The sequence below is a fragment of the Embleya australiensis genome (assembly GCF_051903075.1).
In the GTDB taxonomy this organism is placed as follows: domain Bacteria; phylum Actinomycetota; class Actinomycetes; order Streptomycetales; family Streptomycetaceae; genus Embleya.
Map to the genome: position 1 here is coordinate 2,792,702 of NZ_CP182422.1, position 13,050 is coordinate 2,805,751.

Annotated in this window: 9 protein-coding genes and 1 other RNA gene; 2 read left to right on the forward strand and 8 right to left on the reverse strand. The window is 70.1% G+C overall.

Annotated features, from left to right (window positions below; genetic code table 11):
- Nucleotides 1-83 precede the first annotated feature (83 nt).
- Nucleotides 84-3,323, forward strand: a complete 3,240-nt coding sequence (locus ACMXN5_RS11790) for an FG-GAP-like repeat-containing protein (RefSeq protein ID WP_439675221.1) — start codon at nucleotides 84-86, stop codon at nucleotides 3,321-3,323.
- An 81-nt stretch (nucleotides 3,324-3,404) separates the two neighbouring features.
- On the opposite strand, the gene ssrA is transcribed toward ACMXN5_RS11790, so the two are convergent.
- From ssrA to ftsE, 5 genes are all read right to left on the reverse strand, one after another.
- Nucleotides 3,405-3,774: a transfer-messenger RNA gene (gene ssrA, locus ACMXN5_RS11795) on the reverse strand.
- 144 nt (nucleotides 3,775-3,918) lie between these two features.
- Nucleotides 3,919-4,398, reverse strand: a complete 480-nt coding sequence (smpB, locus tag ACMXN5_RS11800; RefSeq protein ID WP_439677990.1) for an SsrA-binding protein SmpB — start codon at nucleotides 4,396-4,398, stop codon at nucleotides 3,919-3,921.
- A 57-nt stretch (nucleotides 4,399-4,455) separates the two neighbouring features.
- Entirely contained in the window at nucleotides 4,456-5,715 is a 1,260-nt protein-coding gene (locus tag ACMXN5_RS11805; RefSeq protein WP_439675222.1) for a peptidoglycan DD-metalloendopeptidase family protein, read from the reverse strand.
- Nucleotides 5,716-5,886: 171 nt separating this feature from the next.
- Nucleotides 5,887-6,792 (reverse strand): permease-like cell division protein FtsX, encoded by a 906-nt coding sequence (gene ftsX, locus ACMXN5_RS11810; protein ID WP_078977037.1) that lies wholly within the window; start codon nucleotides 6,790-6,792, stop codon nucleotides 5,887-5,889.
- 56 nt (nucleotides 6,793-6,848) lie between these two features.
- Nucleotides 6,849-7,538, reverse strand: coding sequence for a cell division ATP-binding protein FtsE (ftsE, locus tag ACMXN5_RS11815; RefSeq protein ID WP_078977036.1), 690 nt, complete (start codon nucleotides 7,536-7,538; stop codon nucleotides 6,849-6,851).
- Nucleotides 7,539-7,774: 236 nt separating this feature from the next.
- On the opposite strand from ftsE, the gene ACMXN5_RS11820 reads away from it, so the two are divergent.
- Nucleotides 7,775-7,957 carry a hypothetical protein gene (locus ACMXN5_RS11820; protein WP_395789894.1) on the forward strand — a complete coding sequence of 61 codons (183 nt, stop codon included), beginning with the start codon at nucleotides 7,775-7,777 and terminating at the stop codon, nucleotides 7,955-7,957.
- Between the two features lie 355 nt (nucleotides 7,958-8,312).
- On the opposite strand, the gene ACMXN5_RS11825 is transcribed toward ACMXN5_RS11820, so the two are convergent.
- The 3 genes from ACMXN5_RS11825 to ACMXN5_RS11835 form a co-directional block, all read right to left on the reverse strand.
- Nucleotides 8,313-9,344, reverse strand: coding sequence for a hypothetical protein (locus ACMXN5_RS11825; protein ID WP_439675223.1), 1,032 nt, complete (start codon nucleotides 9,342-9,344; stop codon nucleotides 8,313-8,315).
- Between the two features lie 370 nt (nucleotides 9,345-9,714).
- A complete protein-coding gene (gene prfB / locus ACMXN5_RS11830; protein WP_395789898.1) occupies nucleotides 9,715-10,827 on the reverse strand; it encodes a peptide chain release factor 2 in 1,113 nt (370 codons plus the stop codon).
- A 37-nt stretch (nucleotides 10,828-10,864) separates the two neighbouring features.
- Entirely contained in the window at nucleotides 10,865-12,922 is a 2,058-nt protein-coding gene (locus ACMXN5_RS11835; protein ID WP_439675224.1) for a protein kinase domain-containing protein, read from the reverse strand.
- Nucleotides 12,923-13,050 lie beyond the last annotated feature (128 nt).

Sequence of the window (13,050 nt, forward strand, 5' to 3'; positions counted from 1 at the left end):
GGCCGAAAAGTGGGGGGGCGGTTTCGGTGATGACACCGGCACGGCAGGCACCGAATTCAGCGGTATGTATGAGGGGGATCACCGTGTATACCCGAGATCGAAGACGAGCCTCGGCCCTGCGCAAGGGCTCGGCAATCCTTGCCCTGGCGGCGTTATGGACCGTCTCCGCGACCCAGTCCGCACCGGCCGCGGAGCAACGCGACGCGAGTGCCGTTCAACCGGTCGACGCGAGCCCCAAGCCGCCTTCGGACGCGTACGCGCGCGCCAAGGCGACCGGGCGGCCGGTCGAAAAGGTCGACGCCCGCACACCGACCGTCGAGGAATGGGCCAATCCGGATGGAACGGTCACCCGTCGACAACACCTGCGCCCGGTGCGCACGAACATCGGCGGGGACTGGCAACCCGTCGACGCGACGCTGCGCATGGGGTCGGACGGCCGGATCGCACCCGTCGCGCCGGTCTTCGGCATCTCGTTCTCGGCGGGGGGCCGGGGCGCTTTGGCCACCATGACCAAGGGCGGCAAGAGCCTGTCGCTCTCCTGGCCGACACCACTGCCCGAGCCCCGAGTGGACGGCGCGACGGCGACCTACCCCGAAGTCCTTCCCGGCATCGACCTGAAGTTGATCGCGGACGTGGACGGTGTCACGCAACACCTCGTGGTCAAGACCCGGGAGGCCGCGGCCGATCCCGCCCTCAAGGAAGTTCGCTACGCGGTCGCCGGCAACGGCCTGACCCTGACGACCAGGGCGGATGGCGGCCTGGTCGCGCAGGACACCGCGGGCACACCGGTGTTCAAGGCCCCACCACCCTCGATGTGGGGCGGCGTGTCCACCGCGGCGGCCGGACGGACCGCCGTCGCGGCGGAAGGCGAAGCGCGAGGCGTGGACCCGGCGGACACCCCGGTCAAAGCCGTACCGGTGGCCGTGAGCGTCGAGTCCGACACGCTCAAGCTCACTCCCGACGCCGCCCTGCTCGCCGCCGCGGACACGGTCTTCCCCGTCGTTGTCGATCCGGTCTTCTCCGACGGTTGGCGCGAGGACTGGACCATCGCCTACAAACGCGACAACGACGCCGGCGCGGCGTCCACGTCCTACTGGAACGGCCAGCACTTCGACGACAAACAGGCCCGCGTCGGCTACGAGAACGACTCCACCGCACGCAGCTATGGCACCGCCGAGTCCTACTTCGAACTCAACACCGACGGCCTCGCCGGATCGACGATCATCTCGGCCAACGTCAACTTCTTCAACGAGAAGTCGTGGAGCTGCACCGCCCGCTCCGTCGAACTCGGCCTCACCGATCAAATCACCTCGGCCACCACGTGGAACAACCGGCCCACCTGGGTCCGAACACTCCAGACCAAGAACTTCGCACACGGCTGGGGCGCCGGATGCACCCCGGCCGGAGAGGACTTCAACGCCGACGAGGTCAAGAACGCGGTCCAGCAGGCCGCGAACGGCAACTGGGAGAACATCACCCTCGGACTCCGGGCCCCGGGTGCCACCGGCAAGGACCCGCTGACCTGGAAGAAGTTCGCCAACAACCCGTACCTCGAGGTCACCTACAACAGGCCGCCGCACCTGGAGGAGAGCTCCGCCTGGCTCAGCCCGTGGAACCCCGGCGGCGCCGGCAATGTCAACCTCCGATGTGACGCCGACCCCGCGACCTGGCCCACCATCGGCAACACCGACATCACCCTGACCGCCCGCGTCTCCGACCCCGACGGCGGCAACGTCCAGGTGGGCTTCTCCCTCTGGGAGTACGCCGGCGGCGGAGTAAGCGACCCCGTCGTCGAGGTCGCCCAGAACAGCCTCGCCCACGTCACCATCCCCATCGCCGCCCTCCAGGACGGCCACCGCTACAAATGGATCGTGCACGGCTCCGACAACCTCGTCGACACCGGCTGGACCGCCCACTGCGGCTTCACCGTCGACAAGAGCGCACCCGCCAAACCCACCGTCACCCCCATCGACGGCAAACGCATCGACATCGCCCAGGCACCCGCGCGCACACCGCGCGTACTGCGCCTGCGAGCCCGCGACAACGTCGGCGTCACGTCGTTCTGCTACCTGCTGAACAGATACCTGTCCACAGGCAACGGAGACTGTGAAGGCGGCATATCGGTCCCCGCCCGGCCCGACCCCGACACAACCGACACCGACGACTACATCGCCGACATCACCATCACGCCGGGTCGATTCCCCGAATCCCGCCTCTACGTCCGCGCGTACGACAAGGCCGGAAACCGCTCGCTCCTGAACGTCGGCAACAACGACCTGGACCATCAGTTCGACTGGGCCACCGTCCCCGCCGACGGCGACGCCGTCACGATCAAGACCCAACCCGTCGACTGGGTCACCGGAGTCGACTCCATCGACACCGGCGACTGGGACGACCGCGACGGCGATCTCACCGGAGACGGTCGACCCGACGTCGTCACCATCTCCAACGACGGCATCCTGCGCCTGTACCCCGGCATCGCCGAACGCCCCCTGGGAGAGGGCTACCAGATCGGCTGGGGCTGGGCCGGCGTCAAACTCGCCCACCGCGGCGACTTCACCGGCCCCTACACCACACAGTTCGCGCCGCCCGACGGCTTCGAGGACTACTTCGCCGCCCTGCCCCAACCGGACGGCACCTACCGGCTGATCCTGTACCCCAACGACGGCACGGGCATCCCCGACCCCTACACCCGCAAGGAAATCCCCCACCCCGGCGGCGGCAACTGGCCCGCCGGACTACAGATCCTCACCCCCGGCGACGCCACCGGAGACGGATATCCCGATCTGGTGACCATCGAAGGCGGCGACGACCTGTTCATCTACCCCGGCGACCCCAACGGCGGAGTGGACCTGGCCAAACGCACCCGGGTGGCCGGTGGGGGCTGGAGCGCTTTCGACGTCATCGCGCCCGGCGACATCAACGGGGACGGCGTTCCGGACCTGATCGGCCGCCTACGCTCCGACAACCCCGCCGACGGCGATTTCGGCAAGCTCTTCCTCTACCCGGGTACCCGACCCACCGGCCAGGGCAGCTACGGGATCGGCGAACGCGCCGTCTACGGCTCGGCCGGATGGAACCCCGCCAATCGCCCGCTGCTCGCCTCCTCTGGCAACAACCAGGGCACGGTCGAGACCCGCACCCAAGGGCGAGTATGGGTGCCCACTCCCGGCAGCGAGACACCCGACCTGTTCGCCACCGGCCCCGGCGGAGCCGGAAACGAGGGCATCCTCTACTACTACGCCGGAAAGCCGACCACCCACGAACCCGGCGTGAACATCGGCGAGCACGGCTGGACGAGCTACGTCATCGGGATCTATTGACGAGCTTCGGTGCACGGTGAGCGAACGCGAAGAGCCCGGTGTGCGGACACACCGGGCTCTTCGCGTCGATCTTTTCAACAGGGGTGGAGGTGGCGGGAATTGAACCCGCGTCCTACGGTGCGGAACCAGAGCTTCTCCGAGCGCAGTCCACAACGATTTTCTCGGCCCCGGTGTTCACGTGGACAAGACACCGACGGGCCCAGTTACTGTTTTTTGTCCCGAACGACCCCGTAACCGGGTCGGGCGGTGAAGTCCCCTAGATTATGCCAGGGTCCGGGGCGGGGACGCACCCGGTCTGACACCTTCGGATACTCGCTTAGGCAGCGAGGGCGAAGGAATCGCGCTTGGTATCGGCGATTATTTGTTTGCGACATATGGTTAACGAGATCATTGTCGCTTCCTCGGCTCGCTTCCTCTGCTTCGACAGCCGCAGTCGAAACCGATCACCCCCTATTGAATTTTCAAGCAACCACCCGAGGGTGTCCTGCTCGAACGGCCCGACTCGCCACACATGCTCGAGCCGAACCAGGCACATCGTACGGTCCAACGTCGGACCGGTCCACTTCATTCCCCGCCGGTCACCCTCGCCGCCGGTTCACTGCCGACGGCCGCGCACGTACTTGGACATCACGCGTTCCGTCTCCCGCCTGTCCTGCTGTTCGCGCAGGGTCTGTCGTTTGTCGTAGTTCTTCTTGCCCTTGGCCAGCGCCAGTTCGAGCTTCGCCCGGCCGTCCTTGAAGTACAGGCTCAGCGGGACCAGCGTGTGACCCGTCTCCTGGGTCGACTGGACCAGCTTGTCGATCTCGTGCCGGTGCAGCAGCAGCTTCCGCTTGCGTCGCGCCGTGTGATTGGTCCACGTGCCCTGGGAGTATTCCGAGATGTGCACGTTGTGCAGCCACACCTCGCCGCCGTCGATGCTCGCGAAGCCGTCCACCAGGGACGCCTTGCCGGCCCGCAACGACTTGACCTCGGTGCCGGTCAGCACGAGCCCGACTTCGAGGGTGTCCTCGATCAGGTAGTCGTGCCGCGCCTTCTTGTTCTGGGCGATGAGTTTGCGCCCGATCTCTTTCGCCATGATCCCTGCATTCTCGCGCATGGCCGCAAGCCCATTACCCCGGAGCCGGCCCGGCCGTCACAACCACAGTGCCGGGTCGACGAAGTCGCCGTCCACCAGCACCTCGAAGTGCAGGTGCGCGCCGGTGGACCAGCCGGTGTTGCCGGAGCGGCCGACCTGGTCGCCCCGGGCCACCCGCTGCCCCTCGCGCACGGCGATCCGGGACAGGTGGTTGTACGTCGTGGTCAGCGCGACGCCGCCGACCCGCCCATGGGAGAGCACGACGCGGTAGCCGTACGCCGCGTTGTAGCCGGTCTGCACCACCGTGCCCTCGCGGGCGGCGGCCACCGCGGTGCCCTCGGGGACCGCGAAGTCGGTGCCGGTGTGCAGCTTCGTGTACTCCAGGATCGGGTGGTAGCGCATCCCGAAGCCCGAGCTGATCGAACCGCGGACCGGGTAGGACAGCGCGCCGCCCGTGGCCGAGGAGGACGTCTGCGGGCCGGCCCCGCGGGCGGGCGCGTTGCTGCGGTTGACCAGCTCGGTCAGCCGCTTCTGCTCGGTGCGGATCGCCTCGTAGCGCTGCTGGTCGGCCGCCTTCTCCTCGCGCGCGGTGGCCAGCGCGCGCTCACGCTGCGCGCCGAGCGCGGTCACCCTCGCCGCCGCCTCGGTCGCGGTCTTCTCCAGCGCGACCACCTCGGCCAGGTTCCGCCCGGCGTCGGCGTGCCTGCGCCGGGCCTCCTCGCGGCGCCGCTCCAGCTCGGCCCGGCGGGCGTCCACCGCGTCCCGGGTGCGCTCCAGACGCGCGATGGTCTCGTGGTCCGCCTGCACCATGCGCCGATAGCTCTCCAGGCTGCTCAGCAGCTCCGCGGGGGTCTGCGCGCGCAGGATCATCGACAACTGCGCCATCTGCCCGCTGCGGTACGCCCGCCCCACCAGCTGCGCCACGTCGTCGCGCACCGCCTGGGTCGAGGCGGCCACGTCGCGCAGCTCGCCCTCCGCGGTGGTCACCGCGGCCTCCGCCACCTCCACGGCGTGGCTCAGATCGGCGGTACGGGCCTGCGCCTCGGCCACCTTCGCCCGGGCGGCCTCCGCCGCGGCCCGGGCGCCCGGCGCGGCCGCCTCGGCCTCGGCGTACGCCTTCTCCGCCGCGCTCAGCCGGGCCAGCGACGCGTCCAGGTCGGCCCGCATGTCCCGGGCCGCCACATCGGCGCGCTGCTTCCGGGCCCGCACGTCACCGTCGTCGTCGCCGTCCGCGTACGCGGGCACGAAACCCACCGCGGCGGCCGTGATCACCACGAGCACCGACAATCCGAGTCGCCTGGTCCGAATTCTGCGCATGATCACAAGAAACGCGGAACACACATGAATTGCCACTGAACACACCGGTATGGAAGTAATACGAACCCACACGGAACCCATCCGGACGCACACAGACGTTCGAGAGCCCCGCCGCGCCGTGGCGCTGCGGGGCTCTCGGGCCGCTTCGGGTACCCGGTGTCCGGCCGGTGCTCAGACCTTGAGGTATTTCAGCAGGGTGAAGAACGACGCGATCGCCGACATCACCGCGCCGAACACGATCAGCCACGGCAGGGTCATCAGCACCGGACCCCAGCCGATCAGATCGAACGCGCTGAACTGCTGACCGAGCCCCTGTTTCACGCCGAAGTAGAACCCGGCGCTCAACAACCCGGTCGCCATCAGACCGCCCAGCAACCCGGCGATCGCGGATTCCATGATGAACGGCAATTGGATGTACAGGTTCGACGCGCCGACCAGACGCATGATCCCGGTTTCCCGGCGGCGGCTGAACGCGGACACCCGGGCGGTATTGACGATCAGCAGGATCGCCACCAGGAGCATGAAGACCATCACGCCGAGCGCCGCCCATTGCGCGTTCTTCAGCAGTTTGAAGAACGGCTCCAGGATCTTGCGCTGGTCCTGGACGGACTGCACGCCCGGACGCCCCTGGAACGCGCTCGCCACCACCTGGTACTTGGTCGGGTCCTTCAATTTGACCCGGAAGGATTCCGGCAGCTGATCGGCGGTCACGCTGCCGGAGATCGGCGATTCCTTGTTCTGCTCCTTGAAGTGCTGGAACGCTTCCTGCTTGGTCTCGTAGTAGGTCTTCTCCACGAGGGGCATCCGGCTGAGTTCCGCGCGGAACCCCTCACGCTGCTCGTTCGAGACCTCGCCGCCCTCACAACCGGGTCCGTGGTCGCTCTTGCCGCACAGGAAGATCGAGACCTCGACCCGGTCGTACCAGAAGTCCTTCATCTCGTTCACCTGAACCCGCAGCAGCAGACCCGCTCCGGCCAGCGTGAGGGACAGCGCGACACTGACGATCACCGCGATCGTCATGGTCAGGTTCCGGCGGAGACCGACTCCGATCTCCGAGAGGACGAACTGGGCGCGCATGATGTCCTAGTCGCTAGGGGCGCGGCCGGACTGCCGCGCCGGGGTGGTCCGGTGGATCAGTGCTGGTAGCCGTACACGCCGCGAGACTGGTCGCGGACGAGTCGGCCCTGCTCCAGCTCGATGACGCGCTTGCGCATCTGGTCCACGATCGCCTGGTCGTGCGTGGCCATCAGGATCGTGGTGCCCGTCCGGTTGATCCGGTCGAGCAGCTTCATGATGCCGACGCTGTTCTGCGGGTCGAGGTTGCCGGTGGGTTCGTCGGCGATCAGGATCATCGGCCGGTTCACGAAGGCCCGGGCGATCGCCACCCGCTGCTGCTCACCACCGGACAGCTCGCCGGGCATGCGCTCCTCCTTGCCGCCCAGCCCCACCAGGTCCAGAACCTCCGGTACCACCTTGCGGATCGTGCCCCGAGGCTTGCCGATCACCTCGAGCGCGAACGCGACGTTCTGGTACACCGTCTTGTTCGGCAGCAGGCGGAAGTCCTGGAAGACCGTGCCCACCTGGCGGCGCAGCGCGGGCACCTTCCAGTTGGACAGTCGGCCGAGGTCCTTGCCCGCCACGAAGATGTTGCCCAGGGACGGCCGTTCCTCCTTGAGGACCAGCCGCAGGAAGGTGGACTTACCCGAGCCCGAGGACCCGACGAGGAAGACGAACTCACCCTTCTCCACTTCGAGGGAGACGTCGTGCAACGCGGGGCGCGGCTGCTTCGGGTAGGTCTTGCTGACGTTGTCGAATCGGATCACGGTTGCATCACGGTGCGCCAGTGTAGGGGGCAGGGCATGCAGCTGGGGGCACAGAGGAGGCCAAGGGACCACGCTGTCGGGAGCCGGGCGCCCAGGCTCGAACAGAGTGGTCGTCGGGCATGGCCATTCCGTGAGTGTAAGCGGCACAGTGGAGGCGGACGGGAACTTCCCGCCGCGTCGTGAGCGTTATGTATATCGATGCGTGTTAGCGGAGCAATCAAGGCGGAGGAGTCGAGATGACCTTGGACCGCCTGGTGTGTGCGAACTGCGCCGGACTGGTCACGGAGGGTCGTTGCCCGACGTGTCGAGCCAGTCGCGAACGCCTCAGGAGCTCCGGCGGAATCAACCCCGCGATGGTGGCGGCACTCGCCCTGCTCGTCCTGGCGTGTGCGCTGCTGCTGGCCCGCGTGGGCGGCTGAGCCGCCCGAAGCGCGCCGGCGGCCGGGAGAGACCCCGGCAACAGCCGAGACCGGACACGACGAAGGCCCTGGGTGCCCCCAGGGCCTTCGCGCTGTGCAGCGGCGCTCCGCGGCTTCCGGAACCCGAACCCGCCCTTGCCGGCAGCTGTCCGGCGCGGACCGATCCGAGCGGGCGCCCCGTTCTCGGGCCGGGCACAGGGCCCGACCGCGTACCGCGGGTACCGCCCACCGCCCCCGGTTCCGGGCCGACCGTTTCACAGACGCACTCGCGATGACCGCGGTGCGCCCGGCTCGGAACGCCGGGACGGCGGATTCAGTGCCCCGGCACCGCCGCGCCGGGGCACAAGTCTTCGACTCAGGCCGCCTCGGCCTGGCGGCGCCGAAGCCGCGCGGGGAGCACGGTGAAGGTGAAGCCACCGGCCGCCATCGCGGCACCGCCGACGATCAGGAACGCCATGTTGGCGCCGGAACCGGTCTCGGCCAGTTCCTTCTTCGTGGCCTGCTGCGCCGGCGCGGTGTCGCCGCCGCCGAAGTCGCGGACGGGGGCGTTCTGCTGGTCGTTGCCGCTGCTCGTCCGGGTGTTCCCGTCGCCACCGCAGTTCAGGTCCAGGCCGCCGGAGGCGTGCGTGGCGTCACAGGTGTTGCCACCGGTGCTGCCGCCACCCGAGGAACCCTTCGAGGTGCTGCCACCCGAGGAGCCCTTGCTCGTGGTTCCGCCGCTGTTCGTACCGCCTCCAGAGGCCGCACCGCCGGAAGCGGCACCACCCGAGGCAGCGCCACCCGAGGCCGCGCCACCGGAAGCCGCGCCACCGGAAGCCGCACCACCCGAAGCAGCGCCACCGGAAGCCGCACCACCCGAAGCCGCGCCACCGGAAGCGGCACCACCCGAGGCTTCGCCGCCGGAAGCCGCGCCACCAGAGGCAGCACCACCGGAAGCCGCACCACCCGAAGCGGCACCACCGGAAGCGGCACCACCCGAGGCTTCGCCGCCGGAAGCCGCGCCACCAGAGGCAGCACCACCGGAAGCAGCACCACCCGAAGCAGCACCACCGGAAGCCGCACCACCCGAAGCAGCACCACCCGAAGCCGCACCACCCGAAGCAGCACCACCGGAAGCCGCGCCACCAGAGGCAGCACCACCCGAAGCCGCACCACCAGAGGCAGCACCACCCGAAGCCGCACCACCCGAAGCAGCACCACCGGAAGCCGCGCCACCGGAAGCGGCACCACCCGAGGCAGCACCACCCGAAGCCGCGCCACCGGAGGTCTCGCCACCCGGGCACGTGTGCGTCTGCTCACACCCGTCGTCCGGACCGCCGTCCGTCGCGCTCGCCACGCCGGCGACCGCGAAGGACGCGCCCGCCGCGAACAGCGCGGCGGCGGCCATCCGAGCCGTCCGCACGCGCATTTTGGTTGACATCAATTAACCCCCAGTTGGATGAGATCCCCGTATCCGCGCCGGCGCGGGTGGGGTCCCAAACGCCGTTGGGCATCACCCGACGCGCGTCCGTGCCATCTGTCGATGCGCTTCGGACTCCCCTGATCGGATGCGTCGCGGTAATGCCGCTGTTCAGACTGGTAACCGGGCGGATGCCGCGTCAAGGGCGTTCGGAGAGGGTTGCGGGGGTTAATTCCGATTCGCCGCGAAAATCGGCACGAAAGCGCAACGCCACACGGCCCGGGACCCCCACCGAATCGTGGGTGTCCCGGGCCGTGATATCGACTTGTTCACCGGAATTTCCGGCGGCCGGCCTCGGCTACGCGGCGGCGGTCTGCTGGGTTTTGCGCCAGCGGATACCGGCCTCGATGAAGCCGTCGATCTCGCCGTCGAGCACCGACTGCGGATTGCCGACCTCGAATTCGGTGCGCAGGTCCTTGACCATCTGGTACGGGTGCAGGACGTAGGAGCGCATCTGGTTGCCCCAGGACGAGCCCTCGCCCTTGAGCGCGTTCATCCGGGCCTGCTCCTCCTGGCGCTGCCGCTCAAGCAGCTTGGCGGAGAGCACCGCCATCGCGGAGGCGCGGTTCTGGATCTGCGAGCGCTCGTTCTGGCAGGACACCACGATGCCGGTCGGGATGTGCGTGATGCGCACCGCCGAGTCGGTGGTGTTGACGCCCTGGCCGCCGGGACCGGAGGAGCGGTAGACGTCGACCCGCAGTTCGGACTCGTCGATGTCGACCCGGTCGCTCTGCTCGACCACCGGCAGCACCTCGACGCCCGCGAACGAGGTCTGTCGGCGGCCCTGGTTGTCGAACGGCGAGATGCGCACCAGGCGGTGTGTGCCCTGCTCGACGGACAGCGTGCCGTAGGCGTAGGGCACCTTGACCGCGAAGGTGGCCGACTTGATGCCGGCCTCCTCGGCGTAGGAGGTGTCGTAGACCTCGGTCGGGTAGCCGTGCCGCTCGGCCCAGCGGGTGTACATCCGCAGCAACATCTCGGCGAAGTCGGCGGCGTCCACGCCACCGGCCTCGGAGCGGATGGTCACCAGCGCCTCGCGCGCGTCGTATTCGCCGGACAGCAGGGTGCGGACCTCGAGTTCGCCGACCGCCTTGTGTACCGCCGCCAGCTCGCTCTCGGCCTCGGCGCGGGTGTCCGCGTCGTCCTCGCCCTCGGCCAGCTCGAACAGGACGTTCACGTCGTCGATCCGGCGGCGCAGGTCCTCGACCCGGCGCAGTTCGCCCTGGAGGAACGACAGCCGGCTGGTCACCTTCTGCGCGGCCTCGGGGTCGTCCCACAGATCCGGCGCCGCCGCCTTCTCGTTGAGAGCGGCCACGTCGGCCCGCATCTTGTCGAGGTCGAGGACGGCCTCGATCGACCCCATGGTCGACTCGACGGACTTGAGCTCTTCGGAAGGATCAACGGCAGCCACGCACCCATCCTAAGTGGACGGCGGCCCGACTCGGGACTCAGCCCGCGTCGGGGGTCGACGCGGCGCCCTGTAGGCGGCCGTTGTCGGTGCGGACGTACACGTCGACCCGGTCGGCGCCGACGGCCGCCGCCGCGGGGGCGTCGGCGCTGGCGGTGTTCGGGTCGACCGGCCGCCAGCCGCCCTCGCCGGGCACCGCGCCGAGCAGTCGCCCGTTGCCGTCCCGGGCCAGCACGACCAGGCCCCGGGCCTGGCTCCAGGCGGCGGCCGGGCGCGCGGACGCGGCGAGGTTGACCCGCTCCGGCTCGCGCCAGGCGCCGTCGACGCTGGTGATGTGCAGCACCGCGTGGTCGCCCGCGCGCACCACGAAGGCGTCCAGCGTGCCGGGGCCGCTCGCGGTCAGCGCCGGCGCCGCCTCGATCCGGCCCGCGCTGGGCACCGTGGTGAAGCCGCTCCAGCCGCCGCCGGTGAGCGACCCGGCGGCCAGGCCGTCGCTCGCGGTGCGGGCCACGATGTCGATCCGGTCGCCGGTGGCCACCGCCGCGGGCGCGCCGGTGAGCTTGGTCTTGGCGTCCGTCCTGGTCCACTCGCCGAAGCGGCCGTCGGCGAACGTGGCGCGATACAGCAGCTTGTCGCTCGCGCCGACGGCGAACACGTCCATCCGGCCGGCTCCGGTGGCCACCGCCGCCGGGTCGTCGGTGGTGCGGAAGGTGGGCAGCCTGCGCCATTCGCCCCAGCGCGTGCCGTCGCCGAAGACGTACCAGAGTCCGCCGTCGCCGTCGCGCTGCACGAGGTAGCTGCGGTCCGCGTCGACCCGGGCCGCGGCGGGGCCGCCCTGGAGCAGCACGGGCGCGGCGGGCAGCGGTGCGAACGCGGCCCACGCGTAGCTGCCGGGGGCCCGCTGCGGGGCCGGTCCCTCGGAGCCGCGGGTCGGTCCGGGCGCGGTGTCGGTGGGCGATCCGGCGCTTTGTCCGGCGGGGCGGGCCGGGTTGTCGTCGTCCTTGCCCAGCCACATCGCGCCCGCGCCGATCACGACCACGGCCAGCACGCCGCCGAGCACCGCGACCCGCCGGCGCCGGCCCCCGCGCGCCGGTTTGCCGCGCCGGTGCGACTGCACCGGGACCGCGTCCTCGAACACCGGGCGGGTCAGGTTGGTGTGCGTGTCCCGGCTGCCGTCGGCGGCCTCGGAGATGCCGGAGACCAGCGGGACCACGCCGGCCGGGCGCGGCACGGGGGTGTCCTGGCGGCCCGCGGTGCCGTTGGGGTCGGGCACGTCGAACGCGGGCAGGCCGATCAGCGCGGGCAGGGCCGAGCGCAGCCGCTCGCCGAACTCGCGGGCGGTCAGCCGCGCGGCGGGCGCCTTGGACAGGCACGACGCGAGCACCGCGGCGAGCGGGTCGGGCAGGCCGGGGATGCCGGGCACCGGTTCGGTGACGTGGCGGCGCAGCACCGCGCCGGGGTGTCCGCCGCCGAACGGCGTCCAGCCGGTGAGCAGTTCGTACAGGACGGTGGCCAGCGCGTACACGTCCACCGCGGCCGTCGGTTGCAGGCCCTCGATGATCTCGGGGGCCAGGTAGTCGGGCGTGCCGATGATCCGGGTGGCCCGGGTGCGGCGCGGCGCGTCGACCAGGCGGGCGATGCCGAAGTCGGTGAGTCGGGCCCGGGAGACTCCGCCCGAGGTGTCGATCAGGATGTTCTCGGGCTTGACGTCGCGGTGGATCACCCCTTCCGCGTGTGCGGCGGAGAGGCCGTCGGCGACGTCGGCGACGATCGCGGCGGCCAGGCGCGGGGTGAGTACCCGTTCGCGCTCCAGCCGGGCCCGCAGGTCGGGGCCGATCACCAGGTCCATCACCAGGGCGAGGTCGGTGCCGTCGACGACCAGGTCGTGCACGCCCACGATGTTGGGGTGGTCGAGGCTGGTCAGCGCGGTGCGCTCCTGCACGAAGCGGGCGACCAACACCTGGTCGGACGCGAGGTCTTCGCGCAGCAGCTTGATCGCGACGGGTCCCTCGGGGCCCTCGCCCTGCCAGACGGTCCCGCTGGCGCCGCGCCCGAGCACCTTCAGGGCGACGTATCGGCTACCGATCTTGCGTGCCAAAGCAGCTCCGTGGACCCAGCGAGCGTGGTGCTCACAGCGGACTTCCCCGACCGCACCCTACGCGGCCGACCCCCGAATGCGGGGACCGTCGGGCAGGACGGCGTGTACGAGGCCGTCCTCGACGCGGG

Excerpts from the sequence above, each read along its gene's own strand:
- ACMXN5_RS11805 (WP_439675222.1), bottom strand. The coding sequence starts at position 5,715 with ATGCGCAGAATTCGGACCAGGCGACTCGGATTGTCGGTGCTCGTGGTG.
- ftsX (WP_078977037.1), bottom strand. The coding sequence starts at position 6,792 with ATGCGCGCCCAGTTCGTCCTCTCGGAGATCGGAGTCGGTCTCCGCCGG.
- smpB (WP_439677990.1), bottom strand. The coding sequence starts at position 4,398 with ATGGCGAAAGAGATCGGGCGCAAACTCATCGCCCAGAACAAGAAGGCG.
- ACMXN5_RS11820 (WP_395789894.1), top strand. The coding sequence starts at position 7,775 with ATGACCTTGGACCGCCTGGTGTGTGCGAACTGCGCCGGACTGGTCACG.
- ACMXN5_RS11825 (WP_439675223.1), bottom strand. The coding sequence starts at position 9,344 with ATGGCCGCCGCCGCGCTGTTCGCGGCGGGCGCGTCCTTCGCGGTCGCC.